Annotated in this window: 16 protein-coding genes; 9 read left to right on the forward strand and 7 right to left on the reverse strand. The window is 52.5% G+C overall.

Going from position 1 to position 23,710, the window contains the following annotated elements:
* The first annotated feature begins 277 nt into the window (after positions 1-277).
* On the forward strand, positions 278-1,669 hold the full coding sequence (locus tag BGL48_RS05475) for a transporter substrate-binding domain-containing diguanylate cyclase (RefSeq protein ID WP_176719639.1): 1,392 nt from the start codon (positions 278-280) through the stop codon (positions 1,667-1,669).
* A gap of 75 nt (positions 1,670-1,744) precedes the next feature.
* On the opposite strand, the gene BGL48_RS16475 is transcribed toward BGL48_RS05475, so the two are convergent.
* The gene (locus BGL48_RS16475; protein WP_255377329.1) at positions 1,745-1,867 is read right to left on the reverse strand and encodes a hypothetical protein; all 123 of its coding nucleotides are present in this window, start codon (positions 1,865-1,867) and stop codon (positions 1,745-1,747) included.
* Positions 1,868-1,899: 32 nt separating this feature from the next.
* On the opposite strand from BGL48_RS16475, the gene imuA reads away from it, so the two are divergent.
* The 3 genes from imuA to BGL48_RS05490 are packed head-to-tail and all read left to right on the forward strand — an operon-like array spanning position 1,900 to position 7,071.
* Entirely contained in the window at positions 1,900-2,592 is a 693-nt protein-coding gene (gene imuA / locus BGL48_RS05480) for a translesion DNA synthesis-associated protein ImuA (protein ID WP_069361708.1), read from the forward strand.
* Complete coding sequence (locus tag BGL48_RS05485; protein WP_069361709.1) at positions 2,592-3,995, forward strand: Y-family DNA polymerase; 1,404 nt, start codon at positions 2,592-2,594, stop codon at positions 3,993-3,995. The genes imuA and BGL48_RS05485 overlap by 1 nt, the downstream gene beginning before the upstream one ends.
* Before the next feature lie 10 nt (positions 3,996-4,005).
* Positions 4,006-7,071, forward strand: a complete 3,066-nt coding sequence (locus tag BGL48_RS05490) for an error-prone DNA polymerase (RefSeq protein ID WP_069361710.1) — start codon at positions 4,006-4,008, stop codon at positions 7,069-7,071.
* Here the strand turns inward: BGL48_RS05490 and BGL48_RS05495 are convergent.
* From BGL48_RS05495 to BGL48_RS05510, 4 genes are all read right to left on the reverse strand, one after another.
* The gene (locus BGL48_RS05495) at positions 7,068-8,321 is read right to left on the reverse strand and encodes a multifunctional CCA addition/repair protein (RefSeq protein WP_069361711.1); all 1,254 of its coding nucleotides are present in this window, start codon (positions 8,319-8,321) and stop codon (positions 7,068-7,070) included. The genes BGL48_RS05490 and BGL48_RS05495 overlap by 4 nt on opposite strands.
* A 155-nt stretch (positions 8,322-8,476) precedes the next feature.
* A complete protein-coding gene (locus BGL48_RS05500) occupies positions 8,477-9,091 on the reverse strand; it encodes a TIGR04211 family SH3 domain-containing protein (RefSeq protein WP_069361712.1) in 615 nt (204 codons plus the stop codon).
* Between the two features lie 128 nt (positions 9,092-9,219).
* Positions 9,220-10,476 (reverse strand): inorganic phosphate transporter, encoded by a 1,257-nt coding sequence (locus tag BGL48_RS05505; RefSeq protein ID WP_069361713.1) that lies wholly within the window; start codon positions 10,474-10,476, stop codon positions 9,220-9,222.
* Positions 10,477-10,504: 28 nt separating this feature from the next.
* Positions 10,505-11,185, reverse strand: coding sequence for a TIGR00153 family protein (locus BGL48_RS05510; RefSeq protein ID WP_069361714.1), 681 nt, complete (start codon positions 11,183-11,185; stop codon positions 10,505-10,507).
* 223 nt (positions 11,186-11,408) lie between these two features.
* On the opposite strand from BGL48_RS05510, the gene BGL48_RS05515 reads away from it, so the two are divergent.
* The 4 genes from BGL48_RS05515 (at position 11,409) to glnE (ending at position 19,434) form a co-directional block, all read left to right on the forward strand.
* Entirely contained in the window at positions 11,409-12,932 is a 1,524-nt protein-coding gene (locus tag BGL48_RS05515) for an inorganic triphosphatase (RefSeq protein ID WP_069361715.1), read from the forward strand.
* Between the two features lie 114 nt (positions 12,933-13,046).
* A complete protein-coding gene (locus BGL48_RS05520) occupies positions 13,047-14,483 on the forward strand; it encodes an IS1182 family transposase (RefSeq protein WP_069361716.1) in 1,437 nt (478 codons plus the stop codon).
* A 404-nt stretch (positions 14,484-14,887) separates the two neighbouring features.
* The gene (locus BGL48_RS05525; protein ID WP_069361717.1) at positions 14,888-16,489 is read left to right on the forward strand and encodes a methyl-accepting chemotaxis protein; all 1,602 of its coding nucleotides are present in this window, start codon (positions 14,888-14,890) and stop codon (positions 16,487-16,489) included.
* A gap of 98 nt (positions 16,490-16,587) precedes the next feature.
* Positions 16,588-19,434 (forward strand): bifunctional [glutamate--ammonia ligase]-adenylyl-L-tyrosine phosphorylase/[glutamate--ammonia-ligase] adenylyltransferase, encoded by a 2,847-nt coding sequence (glnE, locus tag BGL48_RS05530; RefSeq protein WP_069361718.1) that lies wholly within the window; start codon positions 16,588-16,590, stop codon positions 19,432-19,434.
* A 56-nt stretch (positions 19,435-19,490) separates the two neighbouring features.
* Here glnE and lpxL read toward each other — a convergent pair whose 3' ends face one another.
* A complete protein-coding gene (lpxL, locus tag BGL48_RS05535) occupies positions 19,491-20,420 on the reverse strand; it encodes an LpxL/LpxP family Kdo(2)-lipid IV(A) lauroyl/palmitoleoyl acyltransferase (protein ID WP_069361719.1) in 930 nt (309 codons plus the stop codon).
* A gap of 195 nt (positions 20,421-20,615) precedes the next feature.
* Between lpxL and hldE the strand changes: the two genes are divergently transcribed.
* Complete coding sequence (gene hldE, locus BGL48_RS05540) at positions 20,616-22,043, forward strand: bifunctional D-glycero-beta-D-manno-heptose-7-phosphate kinase/D-glycero-beta-D-manno-heptose 1-phosphate adenylyltransferase HldE (RefSeq protein WP_069361720.1); 1,428 nt, start codon at positions 20,616-20,618, stop codon at positions 22,041-22,043.
* Between the two features lie 80 nt (positions 22,044-22,123).
* On the opposite strand, the gene tolC is transcribed toward hldE, so the two are convergent.
* On the reverse strand, positions 22,124-23,437 hold the full coding sequence (gene tolC / locus BGL48_RS05545) for an outer membrane channel protein TolC (protein WP_069361721.1): 1,314 nt from the start codon (positions 23,435-23,437) through the stop codon (positions 22,124-22,126).
* Positions 23,438-23,710 lie beyond the last annotated feature (273 nt).

Below are 23,710 nucleotides of genomic sequence, written 5' to 3' on the forward strand. Positions count from 1 at the left end.
TCAAGATATTTTTATCATGATTACGCTATCTGTTGATGTTGCTATCTTTACCATACGACGTATTCCGTTTTGCTGCTTTTATCAGCCATTAGTGGCCATTTGCACGCTTTATGATGTGATCTAGCTTCCAATTTGAACTGGATCATGCTTTTTTATTAAGTCTTTTGCGTTCCCTTAGAATTTATCTACCATCAAGACTCTTTGAATGGACTGTCTAATAATGTTTGCGCGCACTTTTCGACTTTTGACAGGGATGCTGCTCCTGGCCTGCACGTATGTGAGTACGTTTGCATGGGCTGACGACGCCTATCTGTCAGAAGAAAAAGACATTTTAGTCGCCACTCATTCTTCGGTCTGGAAGCCTTACAGCTACTTGTCTGATGATGGCCAACCAAAAGGCTTGTTGGTCGACTTCTGGCAAGCCTACGGCCAATATAATCATGAGCCCGTACAATTTGTGTTACTCGATTGGGCCGACACGCTCGCTTATATGAAAGAAGGCGGTAACCGTGTTCATGCGGGGTTATTGAAGTCCACCGAACGCGAGGACTACCTCGATTTTGTTGCGCCTATTTTTAATATTGATGGTTCGTTATACATCCGCAATGAAGCGCGCGGCACCAAAACAGATACGCTTGTCGGCGGTAAGGCAGTCGGTGTTGTTGCAGGCAGTTATGAGTCAAGCTATCTCACCGAGCATTATCCGGACGTTGAACAACAGACTTACGCCAATAATGAGCGGTTATTTGACGCCGCTTTCAGTGGTGAGATTGATGCGCTAGTGGCGGATAGCCAAGTCGCTAATTTTTATATGCTCACCTTTGATAAGCCATTGACGTTTGTCGCAGAGCAAATCCTTTACACACGCCCGATTTATGCGGCGGTGCCCAAAGGCAACCAAGCCTTGCTCGCGCAAGTTCGCGAGGGAATGAGTAACATACCGGCGGAAGAGCTGTTACGCATCAAGCAAAAGTGGATCAATACCGAGCGCGTCGAGGCTTATCCAGCTTGGCTTATTCCTAGCATTGTATTGGTGATGCTGTTAGGCGCGGTGACCTATATCTTTATTCTGAAACGCATGGTGTATAAACGCACGGTCGCATTACGCCGAGCCAATGCCCGTTTGCGAGAGTTTGCTAACACCGATCCTTTGACGCAGTTATTAAATCGCCGTGGACTCGAAACCTACTTTACCCGCTTAAAACCCAAGCTGAGCCGTCAACAGGAAATGGGTTTGATTTTGATTGATCTTGACCATTTCAAGCAGGTCAACGATACCTACGGGCATATGCAAGGCGATAAAGTGCTGGTACACCTGGCAAGTTACCTGAAGCGGTTTGTTAAAAAAGGGGCAGCGGCGCGTTTAGGCGGGGAAGAGTTTTGTATCTTATGTCCTACCCAAGATTTAGATGCCTTAATTGAAATGGCTAACCACATTCGCTGCGATATTGCGGAGACGGTGTTTGAATTTGGCGGCGCCGATATTCGTGTCACTGTGAGCATTGGTGCCATTGTTTCCAGTGATGTGGTGGAGGAGATAAAGCAGCTAGAGCTAGATGCGTTGATCCATGCCGCTGATCTTCTCATGTATCGCGCGAAAGACCGTGGCCGCAACCAAGTGATGCTCGCTTCTTCGCAATCCGTTAAGACCCCCATCGTCGAAATATAATACCGTTTACTGTCGGGTAAAGTGGGTAATACTTTACGCTGGGGAAAGCGCCTACTTATTCCCTAGCCGCAATGGCTAATGATTGCGCGCCACCGGTCCCAAAGCTGCTGCGGTGTCACGCATGTCTTTTTCTCTTTGATACACCAGCCTCCTCTTTTCTGCTTTTTTCGTTTTCTTTTCTTGCAGCGTTTTTATCATTAAATATACTGTACATATATACAGGTATTTTGATGATGAAAACACTTGACCAATTAGCCCAACAACACGGCCTATGGCGTGCTAGTCAGCGTCCGCTAATGGCTGACTTACCCGATAAGCAAGCGACCGGTTATGCCGCGTTTGATCAGCGTCTGGGTGGGATCCCTACGCCAGGGGTAACGGATATCATCAGTGATTTTGGCGTTGGTGAGCTGCGGTTAGTATTGCCTGCGCTGTATCGCGCCACCGGTAAAGAGATCGCCTGGATCCGTCCTCCGGTCGGCATTAATGCGGCAATGTTGCATCAGCAAGGCTATTCAACCGACAACACCTTGTTGGTGTCTCCCAAAAGCGATCAGGATGCGCTGTGGGCGGCCGAGCAAGCGGCGCGCAGTGGCGCGTGTCAGGCGGTAGTGTTATGGCCATCTTCGCTCACAGTGGGGCAAGTGAAGCGTCTAAAACTGGCGGCCGAACATGGCCAATGTGCGGTGGTACTGTTGCGCCGCCAGCAGACGTATTCATTGACCTTGCCAGTCGATTTAAGCGTGGCGCTGGCGCCTTCTGCATGTGGCGTGACGGTCACGGTACGTTATTGTCGCGGCCAATGGCCGCCGGCCCCGTTTACCCTCGATTGGCGCGAGCAATGGCCCGCGTTGGTGACCTGGCCGAGCAATGCTGAGAATTTGCTTGCCTTTCCCTCACGGCAACAGCGGGAGCAAGCGTGATGTCATTGTGGCTGTATCTGCATTGCCCAAGCTTGCTGTTAGATAGTCTTTATGCGCCGTCATCGGCGCAAGCGGTGGGGCTGGTTAGCGAGCAAGAAGGCCGTTTAGTGCAGCTCTCTGTGGCGGCGAACACGCACGGCCTGAATATCGGTATGGGATTAGGAGCCGCAGCGCTTATGTGTCATCAGCTCGCGGTCTATCCTTATTGCGCGGTGAAAGAGCAGTCTGCGCTTGAGCAGCTTGCCGCACAGCTTTATCCGCTGGTCGCGGAAATCAGCCTTAATCCCCCTAAAGGTTTATGGCTACACGTTTCACCGATGTTGGCACTATATCAAGGGTTTACCCCGCTATGGCAGGCGGTGACTCACACGCTGGTTGAAAGTGGTATCCGTTATCAGGCTGGGGTGGGCCAAACGCCGCGTGCCGCCGAGCTGATGGCGTATGGCCACGCGGGTAAGATCAGCACCGACCCCGAACATTTGCAGGCAGCGTTGCAGCAATTGCCGTTGGCTGCTGCCCCTTTACCGGAGACGGTGAAAACCCAGTTTACGCGTCTGGGCCTCTCTAAATTAGGTGAGCTTATCGCCTTGCCCACCGCTTCGCTCACGCGACGTTTTCCCCGCTCGGTGGTGGATTATCTTGCCGAAGTGCGTGGCGATAAGCCGACGCTGCTGAATTATTTTCAGCCACCGCTGCAATTTTTTCAGCAACGGGTTTTATTGTTTGAGCTTAGTGAGCAAGCCCATTTATTGCCCATTATCGAGAATCTCGTCTCGGCGCTGTGCCGCTTTCTTGAGCAGCGTAGTGCCTGCACGCCTGCGCTGACGTTGGGCTTTAGCTTGCGTGATGGATGTGAAGAAACCCTGCCGATAATGGCCGCGCATGGCGAGAAAGACGTCGAGCGCTGGATGGCGTTAGTGCGTTTACGGCTGGCGTCATGGCAAGTGAGCCAGCCGGTGACTGCGGTCAGTGTGGCGGCTTCGCAAATCGATTGTCATCAGCCCGGACAAACCGATCTGTTTAGCGCCCAGCAAGGTGAGCAAAATCGCGATGAGTTGGTCGCGACTTTGGCGGCTCGATTAGGGGAGGAGGCGGTTATGCGGTTAGCGTATGTGAATCATCACCGTCCCGAGGCGGCCAGCCAACATGTCCCCCATCACCATCGCGCCACGTCGACGGCCTCGGCCCCCACGCGTCCACGCCCAAGCTTACTACTGCCGCAACCCACACCACTGGTGGGTAAGGTCACCTTACGCGAGGGGCCAGAGCGGATTGTCACGGGTTGGTGGGAAGGTGCGCCTATCCAGCGCGATTACTTTATTGCCCAAAATGCCCAGCAACAATGGCTGTGGGTGTTCCGCACGCCAGAGCAAACTTGGTTTTTACACGGTTGGTTTAGTTAGGGGTGAATCGATGAGTACGTATGCCGAGCTGGTATGTTGCAGCAATTTTTCCTTTCTTGAGGGCGCCTCACACCCAGAAGAGCTGGTGGCACAAGCGGCAACATTGGGCTATCAAGCGCTTGCGATCACCGATGAATGCTCGGTCGCAGGGGTGGTGCGAGCGTATCAAGCTCAGCGTGATTATCCGCAGCTTTCGCTGATCATTGGCAGTCGCTTTCGCCTGCACGCGTTAGATATTGTTCTACTGTGTCCCACCCAAGCGGCTTATCAAGAGCTGTGTCGGATTATCACCAATGCGCGGCGGCGCAGTCACAAAGGCGATTACCAGCTGAGCGAATGGGATCTGATGTCGGTGCGTCATGGCTTGGTGCTATGGCTCCCCAGTGGCGCAGAGAGCGATCATCACTGGGCAAAATGGCTGTTACGTTATCATGCCGAGCGCTTGTATCTGGCCGTGCGGCGCGATCTAGCGGATAACGACCATCCGTATCTGGCACACTGTCGCATGCTAGCAAGCCAGTATGAGCTTCGTGTGACCGCGTGTGGTGATGTGTTGATGCATCATCCTGAGCGACTGGCGTTACATCATACCTTAACGGCGATTCGGCATCGCCAGCCTGTCGCTGAATTAGGAAGGACGTTATTGCCCAATGCGGAGCGCGCCTTGCGCCCGTTACCCAAATTACACACTTTATTTCCCCCTGATTGGCTGGCGGAAAGTGCCAAGATTGCCGCTCAGTGTCAGTTTTCCTTAGCAAGCCTCAAATACAGCTATCCCAAAGAAGTGGTGCCAACCGGTGAGCCTGCGATGGCCTATCTGCGTGAGTCGGTCAAGCAAGGGGCACAGCAACGCTTCCCAAAGGGCGTGCCCCATGACGTGGGAGCCACCATTGAAAAAGAGCTCGCGCTTATCGAGGCAATGGATTACCCGTATTACTTTTTGACCATTTACGATCTGGTGCGCTTTGCCCAATCGCGTGGGATCTTATACCAAGGGCGCGGCTCGGCGGCGAACTCGGTGGTGTGTTATTGCTTAGGGATCACTGCGGTGGATCCGTGCAAAGTCGATGTGCTGTTTGAGCGCTTTATTAGCAAAGAGCGCGACGAGCCGCCGGATATTGATGTCGACTTTGAGCACCAGCGCCGAGAAGAAGTGATCCAGTATTTGTACCAAAAATATGGCCGTGAGCGGACCGCCTTAGCGGCAACCGTGATCCGTTATCGGCTTAAAAGCGCATTGCGCGATGTGGGCAAAGCGTTGGCGATCCCCGCCAGCCAGATTGATTTTTTTATTCAAAACCTCAACCGGCGCGATAAAACCCAGCCTTGGGGGCAGCAACCTCAGCAGTTGGGCCTCGATCCTAAAAGCGCGAAAAGCCAACAATGGCTGTCGCTGACCCAGACATTGATCGGCTTTCCGCGCCACCTTTCTCAGCATGTCGGCGGCTTTGTGATTGCAGATGGACCTTTGTATGAGTTGGTGCCGGTGGAAAATGCGGCGATGGCAGAGCGCACGGTGATCCAGTGGGATAAAGACGATCTGGAAACGCTGCATCTGATGAAAGTCGACGTACTGGCGCTGGGGATGCTCACCGCGATTCGCCGCACCTTTGATTTGATTGCCCAAACCGGCGGTCCTCGCTTGAGTTTGGCGGCGATCACCCAACAAGGCGACGATCCGGCGGTATTTGCCCGTATTCAGCACGCCGATACCGTGGGGGTATTTCAAATTGAGTCACGGGCACAAATGAGTATGCTGCCGCGGCTCAAACCGGCTTGTTATTATGATTTGGTAATCCAAATTGCTATTGTCCGCCCCGGTCCGATTCAAGGTGACATGGTACATCCGTATCTAAAGCGCCGCGACGGGGAAGAAGCGGTGAGCTACCCGTCCAAAGCGGTTGAGCAAGTGCTGGCGCGTACGCTTGGGGTGCCCATTTTTCAAGAGCAGGTGATCAAGCTGGCAATGGTGGCGGCCGGTTTTTCCGGTGGTGAAGCGGATCAGCTGCGTCGCGCGATGGCGGCCTGGAAGAAAAAGGGCGGACTGGGGCCGTTTCGCGACAAATTGATTGCCGGGATGACTGCGCGTGGCTATCACGCTGACTTTGCCGAGCAGCTTTACCGGCAAATCTGTGGATTTGGTGATTATGGCTTTCCAGAGAGCCACTCGGCGTCGTTTGCGGTTTTGGCCTATGTATCAGCGTGGCTAAAGCATTATTATCCCGCCGCGTTTTATACCGCCTTGCTTAATAGCCAGCCGATGGGGTTTTACTCACCATCACAGCTAATGCAAGACGCCACGCGCCATCAAGTGCCTGTGTTACCGGTTTGTGTGCAACACTCGGAAGCGGATCATTGTTTAGAAAAGGTCGGCGAACAGTGGGGCGTGCGGCTGGGGTTGCGATTAGTCAAAGGATTGAGCGTGGCAGCGATAGACCGGTTGCTGGCGCATCGCCCAGAGTCGGGGTTTGCGTCTTTGTCGGCACTGCAAGGGATAAATCTTGACCGCGATGCCTATCAAGCCCTAGCCAGCAGTGGCGCATTGGCGGCGCTGGCTGGCAATCGCTATCAGGCGCGCTGGGCACTGATGGATCAGCAGCGGCAACTGCCGCTACTGGCCACCAGTGACGATGCCGTCGAGCTGTCTCACTCGCCTTCCCAATGGCAGAACGTGATTGAAGATTATGCGGCCATGGGACTGTCGATCACCGATCATCCTATTCGTTTGATGGCGCAAGCCGGCACGCTGGGCCGTTTTACTCGTGGTGTTGAGTTATCACAGTGTGCGCCGCAAAGTTGGGTCGCGGTGGCAGGTGTGGTGACGGGCAAGCAATCCCCCGGTACGGCCAGCGGTGTAACCTTTGTCACCTTGGAAGACGATACGGGCAATATCAATGTGGTGGTCTGGGCGGGGACGGCACGGGCGCAATCCCGTGCTTTTATGCAAGCCAAGGTGTTGAAAGTGCAAGGCATTGTCGAGCGCCAGGGCGAGGTGGTGCATGTGATTGCCGGTAAGTTGATTGACCTGACCCCGACGCTCACTACCTTGTCGGTCGCCGCGCGTGAATTTCGTTAACGCGACGCGCTGACTGCGTCGGGATTGACGGGGGCCGCCGGACACGCAGCCACCGCTTGAATACGTTGGCGATGCAGCTCATCACGAATCGCCGCGCCTTTAAAGCCGGCGTCGACAATGGGTTTAACCTCAACCTGTTGCGCGCAGGCAAAGCGCTCGCGTAAGGCATCGGCTTGTGGATAGTGATAGTTTTCACGTCCCTTGCGGCCACGCACATCGGCCAAACACGCCAAGGCCAATTGCTCGATCCGCTCGGGTTTGCGCCACGCGTCGATTTGATTAAACAGCGCCACCCAATGCTCAGGGCTGAGTTGATCGCACTTGTGAATTTTGGAGTGGTGGGCACTGACTACCAAAGCCAAATCTCGATAGCTGTTGGGGATACGTAGTCGCTTGCACAGATCTTTAATCACGGGCAGCCCGCGATCGCCGTGGCCGCGATGGCCGGGCAAAATAGAGGCTGGGGTGAGGGCCTTACCGAGATCATGGACTTGTGCGGCAAAGCGGATGGCTTTGTCGTCGGTCAATGAGGCGGCATAACGGCTGACCATTTCCGTGTGGATGCCGGTGTCGATTTCAGGGTGCCAGTTGGCTGGGTTCGGCACGCCGTACAAGGCGTCGATTTCTGGAAGCACCACCGCTAGGGCACCGCAATCGCGCAGCACAGCAAGAAACACATCGGGACAATCAATGCCGAGCGCTTTCTCCCACTCTCGCCAAACCCGCTCAGGGGTAAGGTGGGCGAGCTCGCCCTTGGCGACCATCGTTTTCATCAGCGCTAAGGTATCGTCGGCAAGGGTAAAGCCGAGCGGGGCAAAACGGGCGGCAAATCGTGCCACTCTGAGTACCCGCAAGGGATCTTCGCTAAAGGCGGGCGAGACATGGCGCAAAATCCGGTTGTGTAAATCTTGCTGACCGCCATATGGGTCAATCAAGCTGCCATCTTGGTCTTGGGCGATGGCGTTGATGGTGAGATCGCGGCGCTGAAGGTCTGCTTCCAGAGAAATATCTGGCGAGAAGTCGCAAATAAACCCCGTGTAGCCTTGGCCAGACTTACGCTCGGTACGGGCGAGGGCAAACTCTTCGTGTGTGCTGGGGTGTAAAAACACGGGGAAGTCTTGGCCGACTTGCTGGTAGCCGGCTGCTTGCATTTGTTTGACGGTGGCACCGACGACCACCCAATCTTTATCTGTGACCGGCAAGCCTAATAGCGCATCACGTACAGCACCGCCGACAAGATAATGTTTCACACCAGACTCCTTAATGACACAGAGAAGAGACAATCACGTTTTTCCGTGAATGATTGAAGTATACATACAGCCTAGCAGCACGCCTACCGTGTGCTTAAAAGGACGCTATAAGGATCGCAATAAAAAAGGCTGCCAATGCAGCCTTTCATAAACGATTATGCCCAGCCGTCGCGGCGACGTTTTTTGCGTGGGATAAGGTGTGGGAGAATCAGGCCAAACAGTAAGCCTCCGCCAGCCACCATGCCGCCGTAGGTGAACCAACGCATCAGAAGATCATCTTTTTGGGTGTCTATTTTGGCGCGTAAGGCACGGATTTCGCTTTGCGCATCAATCAATTTTTTATTGAGTTCGCTGCTGTGTGCTTCGAGCTTCTCGATCTGCGCGTTACGCTGTTTAAGCGACTCAGCCAAGCCTTTTTGCTGTGCTTTGGCATCATCTTTTGCACTGGCCAAGGCGGATTTAACCTCTTTCAGTTCAGCTTCTAAGGCAGGCACTCGTTCTTTTAAGCCCGGCTGCGTGGTGACGTAGTCACTTTTTACCCAGCCTTTGCGGCCACGGCTATCAACCAGTTGGGTATAGCCCTCATCGCGATTACGTTTTAGCACAGTGACTTTATCACCCGCATCAACACTGCCGATAATGCGATATTGTGTGCCCGGGCCAGCGTGCATATAAGTAAACAAATCATCAGAAATATAGTTTTCTGCCATCGCTCGAGGCGCGGCAACGAGAACGAACAGCAATACGAGAGCAGAATACAGGTGTTTCACGTCTGGGGTCCTTTGCATAATTTCAGTGTGGGACACATCGGCTTTGCTGGGCATAGTGCCATAGGCGTAAAAGAAAGGGGAGCCATGCCCCCCTTTTTTTGACTGTGATTTGACATCATCGGCGCTTGTTACGCAAACAGCGAGGTCATCACTTGGTAAAAGATCACAGCCAACAAGGCTCCCGCGGGTAGAGTGATCAGCCACGAGGCAACAATATTACGTACCACGCCCAAATTGAGTGCGGCAATACCGCGAGCAAAGCCCACGCCTAATACGCCGCCGACTAAGGTTTGGGTGGTCGAAATAGGGAGGCCAGTGCCTGAGGCGAGCACAACCGTACTTGCGGTCGCCAGTTGCGCGGCAAAACCACGACTTGGGGTAAGCTCAGTAATGCCCGAGCCCACGGTCGCCATGACTCTATGTCCCATGGTGGCAAGGCCGAGTACAATTCCCGCGCCACCCATCGGTAAAATCCACCAGGCGATTTGTGCTTTTTCCGCTACGGCACCAAGGTTTTGCACCGTGGCCACAATGGCCGATAGTGGACCAATCGCATTGGCCACATCGTTTGAGCCATGAGCAAAGGCCATGGCACAGGCAGTGACGACCATCAGGAGGCTAAATATCCGCTCAACGCCCTGAAATCCCTGATTTTCATCGCCGCGATACTTTCTAGAAATGTAATAAACACCAAAAAACATCACCAGTGCAGACAAGACAATTGAGGCACTCACCGACTCTAGCGTGCTCAAGTGTAAACCAACATGTTTGAGCCCTTTTTTAATGGTGACCATCGCGATAATAAACGCGGTGAGGAACATATAAAGCGGGACGAAACGTTTGGCATTCAGGACAGGACGGTCGGTATCAAAAATCAGTCGTTGTGCACTTAAGAATATAAAGTAAGCGAACAAGCCAGAGATAAAAGGGGTGATAATCCAACTGCCAACGATACCTTGCACCGTGTGCCAATCGACGGCATCTGCGCCAACCGATAGGCAGGCGAAGCCAATAATGGCACCAATGATGGAATGGGTAGTGGAGACGGGCCAACCCATAAATGAGGCCAGAAGTAACCAAGTGCCCGCGGCGAGTAAGGCCGACATCATACCAAAGACCAATTCTAGTGGTTGGTCAGCATACAAGCTGGTGTCAATCACGCCTTTGCGAATGGTATTTGTGACCTCGCCACCGGCTAAATACGCGCCGGCGAATTCAAATATCATCGCCACAATAATGGCTTGCTTCACGGTGAGTGCTTTTGAGCCCACGGAGGTGCCCATCGCGTTCGCGACGTCATTGGCACCAATACCAATTGCCATTAAAAAACCAAAAGCCGCGGCGACCATGATCAGTATGGTCCCGTGATTCATCAGGATTTCCATTGTAATACCTTGTTGTTACATCACTCGGTTAGGAACGGGAAAGCATGACCTCTAAGCGCGCACCCACACGTTGCGCCTGGTCAGCAATTTCACCGACCCACTCGAGGATTTTGTACAAGAACATGACGTCAACAGGGTTGTACTCCTGCTCAACGGCCATTAATGCTTGGCGAAGTTGGATTTGCATAGAATCGGTATCGTCTTCAATCACATCCAACTGATGAATCATTTCGGCGACTAAGGTGACTTCGCGCCCTTTAAAGCCCGTTTCAAGCAGCTCTTCAAGCTCGTTGATCACGCGGCGTGCTTGCGCGGCAGCATCTAAGCATCGCTGCACATAGGCGATAAAAGCATCATTCATGGAGGGGGGCATACGCAGCTGACGGCCTATCACACGGCCGGCAATATCCTTGGCTAAATTTGCCAGCTTGTCTTGCTGGGTGAGGAGCTCGAGCATGTCCGTACGATCAACGGGCATAAAGAGGCCTCGAGGTAACTTAAGCCGAATATTGCGTTTCAGGGTATCAGCATCTTTCTCTATCTCAGAGATTTGATGGCGGAGTTGGTTTGCTTTGTCCCAATCTTGTTGCTCGCAAGCATGAAAGAAGGGGACCAGTAGTTCACAACAATCGTTTACACGATTGACGTGACGCTGCAGTGGTTTAATGGGGCTCTTCGCAAAGAGCCCGACAATTGTATTGACTGGCATAGCCGTAATCTACCTGGTTGCCTCGAGCCCAGTGGGCAAAAAAGAGAGGCCAAACGTTCAACGATGGTATATCGGAGCGGCGATGGTAGCGCAGAACATAGGCTAAAGAAATAGCTTTTGTGATCTCTGCCTCAGTGCGCATGATCAAGCCTGGTAGTGATAGCGCTTGCCGACAGGATCAATTGTTCATATCCTTGTCAGGCAATTGGCTATAGGTACCCGTATGGACACTGAGATAGAGCTCAAATTTTTTGTCTCTTCTGACTTTTCTCATCGCATTCGCGATAAAATTGTCAGTATAAAACAGCTACAGCAAAGCCAGCGTGAGCTGGGAAACATCTACTTCGATACGCCAGATTTTACCCTACGTAAACACGATATCGGTTTGCGGGTGCGTCGTTTTGATGGTGTGTACATTCAAACCCTCAAAACGGCAGGTCGGGTGGTGGCGGGGCTGCATCAGCGCCCAGAGTACAATGCCGAGCTTAACGGACCTGAACCTGATCTTTCTTTGATCCCAGTCGATGCATGGCCCGATGATCTGGATGTTGATGCACTCAGCCAAGCTCTCCAGCCGTTGTTTTCCACCGATTTTGTGCGTCAGCAATGGCTGTTAGCAACGGATGACGGTAGCCAAATCGAATTGGCGAGCGATCAAGGCGAGGTCTCTACCGAAGCCGGCGATAAGGACGTGATTTCTGAGGTGGAGCTGGAGCTGATTTCCGGGCAAACCGATGCCTTGTTCTCGCTGGCACGCAGTCTGGCGGATGAAGGCGGCCTGCGCCTCGGTAATTTGAGCAAGGCGGCGCGTGGCTATCGTTTAGCGACAGGCTATCAGGGCGATCCGGTGAAAGCCTTATCCATCGTTAAACTCGGCGCGGATGATAGCCAAGAAAAAGCCCTGATTCGGATCCTCGAACACGCACTGAGCCACTGGCACTATCATGAGCAGATTTATATTGAACGCGAATCACTCGAGGCGTTGCAAGAAATTCGCTATGCCGTCTTGTTGATCCGACAAGCGTTTGTCTTATTCGGCGGTGTGGTGCCGCGCCGAGCAAGCAGTCTACTTCGTCAAGAGCTGCAATGGTTTGAAGGTGAGCTGGCGTGGCTCGATGACGCGCGGACCAATGCCCGGCTGTGTGAAGAAAAAGGCCAATATCTGCGTAAATTAAATGCGCGAAAAACCTTGGTGAAAAGTTTGAAGGCTGAACAAGCACGATTGCCTGAGCGTGAGGACATTGTCTCGCTGCTACATACATCGCGGTATTGTAATTTACTGCTCGATTTAAGTCGTTGGATCCTTTCGAAAGGTTGGCAACCGTTTTTAGATGATAAAGCGGCGGATAAGCTTGCCCAACCGATTCAACGTTTGGCCGATAAAGCGCTCCCTGAATCTTGGCATGAATTGCTTGACGCATTTGATGAAACGAAGACACTGACGCGGCATGATTACTTTGATCAATACCCTCGCTTGCAACGCAATTTGTTACTAGGCACCTGCTTGGCCTCTTTGTATGACAAAAGTCGGCGTAAAGCCTTCCGCCTGCCTTGGCTCGATATGTTGCAAGGCATTGAGGCGCTACGCTTGCTCGAACCGGTACGTGAGCGCGTGGTCGAGATTGACGATGAAGAGGACAAAAAACAGGCAGAGAAATGGTTGGCCCGCAAAGAAGAGTCACTGTTTCATGCCATGACGCAAAGCCGTCAAACAGGATTACGTCTCACCCCGTATTGGCAAGAGTAAGCGAACGAGAGTGATAAAAAGCAACCTGGAGGTTGCTTCAGACTGCTGACAAAGGTCTAGCTTTCGAGCTAGACCTTTGATCTAATAGGAGTGTCGCAATAGGGATGCTCCGGTATGCTTCAAGAACCTTCTCCACACCAATATGAACTTGAAATGGTGACGATGGAACAACTTGTTCCCAAAGACCATCTTGTTCGTAAAATCGACCGTGCCATCGACTTCGAGTTTATTCGAGATGAAGTCGCCCACCTTTATTGCAAAGACAATGGCCGACCACCGATTGACCCCGTTCGCTTGTTTAAAATTATCCTGCTTGGCTATCTCTTCGGCATCAAAAGCGAGCGTCAGCTTGTTAAAGAAATTGAAGTCAACGTTGCTTATCGTTGGTTCTTGCGTATGTCGCTGACAGAGAAGGTCATCCATGCGTCTACGCTGAGCCAAAATCGTATTCGTCGCTTTAATGGCACGGATGTCTTCGAACGCATATTCAACCATGTTGTGGTTCAAGCCATGGAGAAGGGCTTAGTCGCAGGGCAAGAGTTGTATACCGACAGTACGCACCTTAAAGCCAGTGCGAACAAAAATAAGCATGTGAATAAACTGCGCCCGGTAAGCGCCGGCGCTTACCTAGAGATGTTGGATGAAGACATCGTCAGTGACCGCAAAGCAGAAGGAAAAAAGCCGTTCAAGGACGCGCCATTAAAGACGGACGTCAAAAACACAAAAGTGAGTACGACTGACCCTGAAAGTGGTTTTATGACCAGAGATAATAAGCCCCAAGGCTTCTTCTATCTTGACCATAGGACCGTTGATGGCAAGCACGGTATCATCGTTGATACGTATACAACCCCAGGGAATGTCAACGACTCACAACCGTATATCCGTCGCCTTGACCACACACTCGCGCAATTTAACCTCAATCCTATCGCCGTGGGCATCGATGCTGGCTACTTCACGGCACCGGTTGCCGAATCCTTAGAGCGTCGCAGTATTCTTGGCGTGTTCGGCTATCGTCGCCCTTCTCGAACGAAGAACACGTTCAAGAAAAAACACTTCACTTACGATAAGAAAACCGACACATATCGCTGCCCCAAAGGGCAAACGCTTATCTATAAAACAACCACAAGAGCCGGCTATCGTACTTATCACTCAGACCCAAAGCAGTGTGCGTTCTGTCCGGTTAGAAACGACTGTACGCAAAGTAAGACCATGCAAAAGGTCATCACGCGTCATCTTTACACTGATGCAGTAGAGCGTGCCAATGAAATGCGACTGTCTCGTTATGGCAAAAAGATATACAAGCGACGAAGTGAGACTGTGGAGCGAAGCTTCGCCGACGCCAAGCAGCATCATGGACACCGCTACGCACGCTTCCGAGGGCTTGCAAATGTGCAAATGCAATGCTGGCTGGCGGCGGCTGCTCAAAACATCAAGAAGATAGCGTTAGTGGTGAGCTATCTAAGAAAATGTGGCTTTAACATGGCGGATATAAGGCAAATACTGGCTTCTATCCGCCAATTTGGGCGTTGGTCGGTAGCGACCACTCTCTAACAAAAAAATATCGCGATCGCGGCCTACGGCCGCTTATCAAAAAGAACCCCGCCTAAAAAGGCGGGGTTCGTCAGCAATCTGAAGCAACCTGGAGGTTGCTTTTTTTATGCGTGCCTTTATGCGGTTACCTTGCTTGAGTACCCAGTCGCACTGCCTAAGTCGATCCGGTAAAACCGCCTTTGGGATCAATATTTTTGGCGCTTTTTTACGTTATAGACAGGCAAGGTGCATGATGATAATTTGATTAACTTATCATTATGGGCATTGTTTATGGGCAAATTTCACAAATACGGTAAACAAGGATTCAGTGAGGATGAGGTTTGCCGATATAACATCACTCAGTATTAATAACCGCCCGTTTTGCAGTCAGTTGGCTTGATAACGGACATGGAGCTTTCAGGATTATGGCTAAACATACCTTCTATGCGTGGGAAAAACCCGTTACCAATCTGCGCTTGATCCCAAAACTCGTGATTCTTATGGTCTTTAGTACCATTATTCTGGTCGGTAAGCAGATGTGGGATGCGAACACGTTTCGCCAGTCCGTGATTGATTTTACTCTGAGTCAGACCCAAGAGCTTGCACAATCGAGTGCGGCCATGACCGGCACCCTCATCGATCAGCCGGATGGGGAACGCTTGATGCGAGAGGCGGTAGATACCATGAACGCCGAATTCAGCGAAGGGGCGTATTTATATTTGGTCAATGGCACCACTCGCCAAGTCTGGTCTCACCCTTCAATGCGCCAGTTTGACGCGTTACGCGTGCCGGATGAAAGCACTGGCACCGATGTCGCTGACTTATTTCTCAATCAGTCAGGTGCGTTTAGCTATACCGTTTATGACGGTGGCCGTCATGGCTATGCCGTGCCCGTCGGCGGTAGTGATTGGTGGCTTGTAGCATCACAACCGACGTCTGAGGCGCAGGCATATTACCAAGATTATATGATTCAGGTCGCGTGGCAAACCGCGCTGATGATTGTCTGTTTCATGGTTATTTTGCTGGGCGGCTCTAATATTATGCTACGGCAAATCAACTATTTGACCGATAGGATTCGTGCGTTGGCGAATCGCGATTTGAGCGAGCCGATTGAAATGAATAGCCAAGACGAGTTCGGTGATTTAGCCCGTGAGCTGGAAAGATCGCGTCAGCAATTGGTGGATGTGATTAACGCGCAGCGCCAAGCGTCGGATGATCTTTCTTCTCTAGCTGAGATTATGACGATCAGCATGTCGGAAACCAAAGAGTCATCGCAAGAGCAATTCTCTGAGATGGATCAGCTCGCCTCGGCGATGAGTGAGATGAGTGCAACCGTGCAAACCGTCGCTGAGCACACGCGAGAGGCGGCCAAAGCGACGGAAACCTCTAGCCAGCAGGCGAACAGCGGCCAAGAGCACGTGAGCAGTACCATCCAAACCATCAATGAGCTGTCCAATGATATCAGCGAGTCATCCCAGGTGGTGGGGCAGGTCGATGCCCAGGTGGAGAAAATCGGTACTGTCGTGGTCACCATTCAAGGAATTTCAGAGCAAACCAATCTTCTGGCGCTAAATGCCGCGATAGAAGCGGCGCGAGCGGGCGACACGGGGCGCGGCTTTGCGGTGGTGGCTGATGAAGTACGCAAGCTGGCGCAACACACCCAAGAAGCCACGGTAGAAATTCAAGACATGATCACCCAGTTGCAGCAAAGTGCGCAAAAAGCGGTGGGCTTGATGGATCGCAGTGTTTCCGAGGCCAACACTGGTGTCGAGTCGGTCAGCCAAGCAGGCGGAGAGCTTGAGCAAATCGTCACGCAAATCCAATCGCTCAATGACATGAACTTCCAAATTGCCTCCTCGGCAGAACAACAAGCGTCAGTGGCCGGTGAGATGAACCAAAATCTCACCAATGTTAAAGATTTGGTTCAGGCATCGGTGACGGTAGCGTCTGAGCTACATGAAACGGCAGAGATGGTTGAACAAAGTGCGCAATCACTCAAAGATAAAATTGAGGCCTTTAAGGTTTAATCACGTTTGAGGTTTTATCCCGTAATCAACAACGGCTCGCTGCATCGGTGAGCCGTTTTTGTTAGTGTCGATACAGGACGATATCAAAAGGACTGCCCATGGTACTCTCTGACTCTCTTGCCGCTTGCTTGCATCAGCACTGGACACGACTAAATGAATTTGCCCCTGAGGCCATGCCGCAGTGGCAAGGCACAGCGCGTGAGCAACTCGAGCAGTCCTTAGCGTGTAGCGAGTTTGTCGCCAAGGCATTAACCCAAACCTCTGGGCTTCTCGACTGGCTGTATCAGCATCGTCAGCAAGCCTCGCGTGAGCAAACATACCAAGCTGAGCTGAGTCAGATGTTGGAAGCGGTAACGGATGAGAGCGAGTTTCACCGCCAACTCCGTCGGCATCGCCAGCGTGAGCTCGTATGGATAGCGTGGCAAGAGATCCACAACCAATGGCCGGTTGAGCAAGGTTTACAGCACCTGTCAGCCCTTGCGGAAGCGCAAATCTTATCGGCTTATCAATGGCTCTATCAGCGCGGCTGTCACGACTGGGGCACGCCTATGAGCCCGGAGGGGGAGCCGCAGCCAATGCTCGTTTTGGGTATGGGCAAACTCGGGGGCGGTGAGCTCAATTTTTCCTCCGACATTGATTTAATTTTCACCTATCCGGAGTCTGGGGAGACGCAAGGGGCGAGAAAAAGCATCGCCAATGCCCAGTTCTTTACCCGGCTAGGGCAGCGCTTGATCAAAGCGCTTGATCAACCCACGGTGGACGGTTTTTGTTATCGGGTTGATATGCGTCTTCGTCCCTTTGGCGATAGTGGCCCTTTAGTGATGAGTTTTTCCGCACTCGAAGATTACTACCAAGAGCAAGGGCGTGATTGGGAGCGCTATGCGATGGTGAAGGCGCGAGTCATGGGGAAAGATCAGTATGACTGCTATCAAACCTTACGCCAGATGCTACGCCCGTTTGTCTTCCGTCGTTATATCGACTTTAGTGCCATTCAAGCGTTGCGGCGGATGAAACAGTTAATCCAACGAGAGGTACGCCGGCGTGGCTTAACCGACAATATTAAGCTGGGTGCAGGAGGCATTCGGGAGATTGAGTTTATTGCTCAGTCGTTTCAGCTTATTCGTGGCGGCCGAGAGCCCAGTTTGCGCCAGCGCGGCTTACTCGACACCTTAGATGCGATTGCGGAACTGGAATTATTGCCCACCGCTGAGGTAAGCCAATTAAAGGCCGCGTATTGCTATTTGCGCCGGGTAGAAAACCTCCTACAAGCGATTGATGACAACCAAACGCAGACCCTGCCCGATAACGACCTTGATCGTGAGCGGCTTTGTCACGCCATGGGGGTCAATGATTGGACGCGCTTACAGGCCGACATCACCCAGCATATGCAAGCGGTTAATCAGGTATTTTCCGGCTTGATTGGCGAAGATGAGCAAGAAACAGAGACGGATGTCGACACTGAATATCATGATCTATGGGCGATGGCGCGCGATGTAGAAAACGCCCACTTGATCTTAGCGGGCTTAGATCTACCGGACACCAATATTGCTGAGCAGTTATTGGCGTTTAAACAAGAGCTGGCTAAGCGCACAGTGGGGCCGCGAGGACGTGAGGTGCTCAACCGTCTGATGCCGGTAATGTTAAGCAAGCTACTGACGTTACCGCAACCGCAGCAGGTGTTGCCACATATCACCCACCTGTTACTCAATATCTCGACACGGACGACCTACTTAGAGCTGTTGGATGAGCACCCCGGGGCGATCGATCAGCTGTTGCGGCTTTGTACGGCCAGCCCGATGGTAGCAGAGAAGTTAGCACGTTATCCTTTGCTACTGGATGAGCTGCTCGATTTAACCCATTTGTATCAACCTTTAGCGCCCGATGCCTATCGCAGCGAATTACGCGATTATCTTGCCCGTATCCCGGTTGAGGATATGGAGCAACAAATGGAAGCGGTGCGTCAGTTTAAGCAAGTTCAGTTATTAAAAATTGCCGCGGCGGATATCGCGGGTGTGCTGCCCGTGATGCGCGTCAGTGATCATTTGACTTACTTGGCCGAAGCGATTGTGGAGGCGGTGGTTAATCAGGCCTGGCACCAAATGGTGGAAAAATATGGCCAACCGACACACTTAGGCGAGCGAGAGGGACGTGGCTTTGCGGTGATTGGCTACGGCAAGTTAGGCGGATGGGAGCTGGGTTATAATTCCGATCTCGACGTGGTTTTTCTCCATGATTGCCCCGCGGATGTTGAGACTGACGGACGCAAAGTGATTGATGGTCGGCAGTTTTATCTGCGTCTGGCCCAGCGCATCGTCCATCTTTTCTCTACGCGTACACCTTCTGGGGTACTCTATGAAATAGACACGCGCCTTCGCCCTTCTGGCACCTCTGGAATGCTAGTCAGTACACTGGACGCTTACGCGGATTACCAGCAAAACGAAGCCTGGACATGGGAGCACCAAGCGTTGGTGCGTGCGCGCATGATATATGGTGATCCTCAGCTTGAATCGGCGTTTACCCAGGTGCGCCATCATATTCTCGCTGCGCCGCGAGACACACAGACATTACGAGAGCAAGTCAGTGGCATGCGAGAAAAAATGCGTCAGCATAAAGCGACAGGACAAAAAGAGACTTTCTCCATCAAACAAGATGCCGGTGGGATCACTGATATCGAGTTCTTAGCCCAGTACCTGGTACTCGGCAACAGTGCCACACAACCTGCGTTAACCCGTTACAGCGATAATGCGCGCATTTTTGAGCAAGCCGGAGAGCTGGAGGTGATGCCACTGGCGCAGGCGGCGGGGTTAAAGTCGGCCTATACGCGGATGCGCAATGCGCTTCATCGCAGCCATTTGGCGGGTGAGAGTGGCAACGTGGAGGCTGATGCCTTTATCGATGAGCGCGAAGCCGTGCAACAAGCTTGGCAACAGTGGTTTGATGGGTAAGTGAAGTAGCGCGCCTTGCCTCAACCATCAGGCCGCGATTGGCGGCCTGTATGGGGCTATATTCCCTCATATAAGGAAGGTTCACCCTCTGGGCGAGTTTTAAAACGGCGATGCAACCACATGTATTGCTCAGGGGCTTGTAAGATTAATTGCTCAACCGCGCGATTGGTCACAGCGGCAGCCGCATCGGCGTCGTTGGGAAAATCTTGCAGCGGAGAATGAATGGTTATCCGGTACTGGCCACCGCGTCGATCTCTCACAATCGAAAACGGGACCACGGTGGCGCGGCCGGCATGCGCGAGTAAGTGTGTCCCTGTGGTCGTACACGCTTTACTAACGGCGAATAATGGCGCAAAGGTTGAACGGCGTCGTCCATAGTCATGATCCGGTGCATACCACATCCTATCGCCTTGTTTGAGGTGATGAATCATGGTTTTAACGTCTTTTCGGTCGATAGCGCCATTGTGTCGCGTCCGGCCACGGTGCTGGAACCAATCATAAACAGGATTATTGTTAGGGCGGTACACACCCACGCCCGGCGTGACCTCGCCTAAGGCACGCGCGCCGAGTTCTAAATTCATCGAGTGGACAGCGATTAAGAGCACACCTTGCGCCTCACTTTCTAAGTGTTTTAGTTGGTCTAGGCCTTCATAGACCATATGTTTTTTGATGCGCCAAGAGGGCCAAAACCATGCCATACAGGTTTCAAAAAGGGCCAAACCGGAGTTGGCGAAGTTCTCTTTCACCATCGCTTGACGCGAGGCTGGACTCATTTCAGGGAAACACAACGCCAGGTTACGGTCGGCAATTTTAACGCGGCGTTTCATCAATGTATGCATCAAGTAACCCAAGCCGCGGCCTACATAGAATTGGACGCGATAAGGCAGCCAGCTAGCCAGATACATTAACCCGACGCCGAGCCAGGTATGAAGATAGCGAGGGTGAAGAAACCCAAGGCGAAAAGTGGGGGCTGAAAAATCGCTCATAGCGTTAATGACTCATGAAAACCAAACCAGAAAGAGCCGTAAGGCCCGCGCCATTGTAGAGTAAATTCTTGGCGCTGTCCTGCGCGAGTGTGCGCAGTGAGTGTTGAGATTGTGCGCAGCACACGCCTGAGAGCGCCCCATTTAGCCTATGGCTATGCTACTATCGCTCGGTAACGACAGTATTCGGAGATCCAGATGAAACTCAGCCTTCCTGACTACAGCCAAGCCAATGTTCTGGTCGTCGGCGATGTAATGCTCGATCGCTATTGGTATGGACCGACTGGACGCATTTCCCCAGAAGCGCCTGTCCCCGTAGTGAAAATCAATCAAACGGAAGAACGCCCTGGTGGCGCGGCAAACGTGGCGATGAATATCGCAGCCTTGGGTGGACAGACTCAGCTGATTGGTCTGACGGGCAAGGATGAACAGGCTGACGCGCTCACGCAAACCCTCGACTCGTTAAATGTTAACTGTGATTTTGTGGCGCTGGACTCGCATCCCACCATTACTAAGCTTCGAGTCATGAGCCGTAACCAGCAGTTGATTCGTCTGGATTTTGAAGAGGGATTTGCGGGGGTGGATGTGGCACCCATGCTGGCCAAAGTCGAAGCGGCATTGCCCAAGACGCAGGCGATGATCTTATCGGACTATGCCAAGGGCGCGCTGGCCGAGGTACAAACATTGATTCAGGCCGCCAAACAAGCGGGTGTCACCACCTTAGTGGATCCTAAAGGCACAGACTTTGAACGTTACCGTGGCGCCAGTCTGCTGACGCCAAACCTAACTGAATTTGAAGCCGTAGCAGGCACAGTGACGGACGATCAAAGCTTGGAAGAAAAAGGCTTGGCGCTGATTAAGCAGTACGAGCTTGGTGCCTTGTTGGTCACCCGTAGTGAACATGGGATGACATTGCTGCGCCCAGATGCCGCGCCGCTGAACTTGCCAACGCTTGCCAAAGAAGTGTACGACGTCACAGGGGCTGGCGATACGGTGATATCGGTACTGGCGGCATCTTTGGCCGCGGGCAAACCGATAGAGCAAGCCTGTGCACTGGCTAATGCCGCTGCCGGTGTGGTGGTGGGCAAGTTGGGTACTTCAACCCTCTCCACTATCGAGCTAACCGAAGCGGTACACGGATCGCACGAGTCTGGTTTTGGCGTCACGACCGAAGCGCAGCTGATTGATGCGGTGCATGTCGCTCAAGGACGAGGTGAGAAAGTGGTGATGACCAATGGCTGCTTTGATATTTTGCATGCAGGCCATGTGGCGTACCTCAATGAGGCCGCCAAACTGGGCGATCGCTTGATTGTGGCGGTGAACACCGACGCATCGGTACAGGCCTTGAAAGGGCCTGGCCGCCCGGTTAATCCAACTGATCGGCGGATGGCGGTGCTAGCAGGACTGGGCGCGGTCGATTGGGTGGTTCCTTTTGGCGAAGAAACCCCCGCGCGCCTGATTGGCGAAGTTTTGCCCGATATGCTGGTTAAAGGCGGTGATTATCAGGTCAACGAGATTGCCGGTGCCGAGGCGGTGCTCGCCAACGGGGGAGAGGTCAAGGTGCTTAACTTTGAAGATGGCTGCTCCACCACAGAAATCATTGAGTCGATTCGGCGTGGTCAATAGCGCCTCTTTCCCTATCAATTGAAGACAATAAAAAAGGTGCCCGTCGGCACCTTTTTGCGTTCTCGAGCCTTCAGCGTGAATCAATCTTGCTTCACCAGCCCTTGGTTAATATCGAGCAAGTCTTGCTCAGACAAGGTGCCCATCGCTTGGTGTAAGCGCAAATGACTGAGAATATAGTCGTAGCGTGCATTGGAGAGGTTACGGTTGGCATCGTAAAGGCGACGCGTGGCATCCAAAACATCGACAATGGTACGTGTACCCACTTCAAAGCCGGCTTCTGTCGCTTCTAACGCAGAGCGCGCAGAAACCACGGTTTGCTCATAGGCACGCAGGGCACCAATTGAGGCATTGATGTCGTTATAGAAGGCGCGCACATCTTTTACCGTGCTGCGGTATTTGGCTTCCAGGCTTTGTGACGCGGCCACATACTCATGCTGCGCCTTTTCCACATTGGCCGAGGTGCTGCCGCCAGTGAACAGTGGCAAGCTAAAATCGAGGCTGGCAGTGCCTTGGTTGTAATCAGAGGAATAGACATCGCTGTGCTGATTATCGTTATCCGTCATCCCGTATTGTGCGCTGAAGGTCAGCGTGGGCAGGTGGCCGGTTTTGGCCAGCTTAATCTGCTCTTTGGCGGTATCACGGGCAATGCGGTTGGCGAGCAACTCGAGGTTTTTCTCTTCGGCGACTTTGACCAGTGCGGCCGGTTGCTGCTGCGGGTTACTGGCACTAAAGCGGTCAGTGTCCAGTACGCGTAAGTCTCTCGGGGCTTGGCCGGTGATCTCACGCAAGCCTTCATAGCTGTTGGTGAGCGCATTTTCGGCCAAGATTTCATCGGCGAGCACAGCGTCATACTGCGCTTGAGCGTCATGCACATCGGTAATTGCCGAAAGGCCCACTTCAAAACGTTGCTTGGTTTGTTCAAGCTGACGGCCCACGGCCGCTTTTTCTGCCTGAATAAACTCAAGCTTGTCCATGGCGCGGAGCACGTCAAAATAGGCTTGTGCCACGCGTAGCATTAACCCTTGCTGCTGGGCAGCATAGGTCGCATCTAGCTGGCGCGCCTGCATTTCGCTGATATCCAGGTTGACCCAGCTATCACGTTTGAAAAGCTGTTGGCTTAAGCTGATATCGGCGCTGGTGGTGTTGACGTCACGCTGATCGTCGCTGTCATTGCGGGTAATGGCGTATCCCGCATTTAATGCGATTTGTGGTAGCAAGGTGCCACGGGTCGCATCGACGGCAGAAAACGCTGCGTCGCGCTCGGCGGCCGCTTGATTAAGAGTGGGATCGCTTTGCTTCGCTTGTTGATAAATTTGGGCGAGATCATCGGCAAGGGCTGCACTGCTTACGCTGCCGAGTGCCAAGCTTAACGCCAAAGGGAGCAATTTTTTCATAGATGGAATCCCTGAATCTGTGCGATTGGATAAATAAACGTCCACTAGCTTACCGCAATTATGCTTGCGTGAAACTGACAATTTGTTAGGACATTGAGTGTAAACTATCCAATTTGCAAATGGGACTGAAAAATAGTTGTAACTTTTATCAAAAAAGTTAAGTTTGTGGGGTGCGAGAAAGACGCGCGTTGCCGATCGGCACAGGCCAGCGGGTCTAGGCGTGACTCAGCACTTCAGTTCGTCAGCTCGTGTCAGCGAGAATAAGGAGCCCGC

Origin of the sequence: Salinivibrio sp. SS3 (assembly GCF_001722105.1) — a bacterium.
In the GTDB taxonomy this organism is placed as follows: Bacteria; Pseudomonadota; Gammaproteobacteria; order Enterobacterales; family Vibrionaceae; genus Salinivibrio; species Salinivibrio kushneri.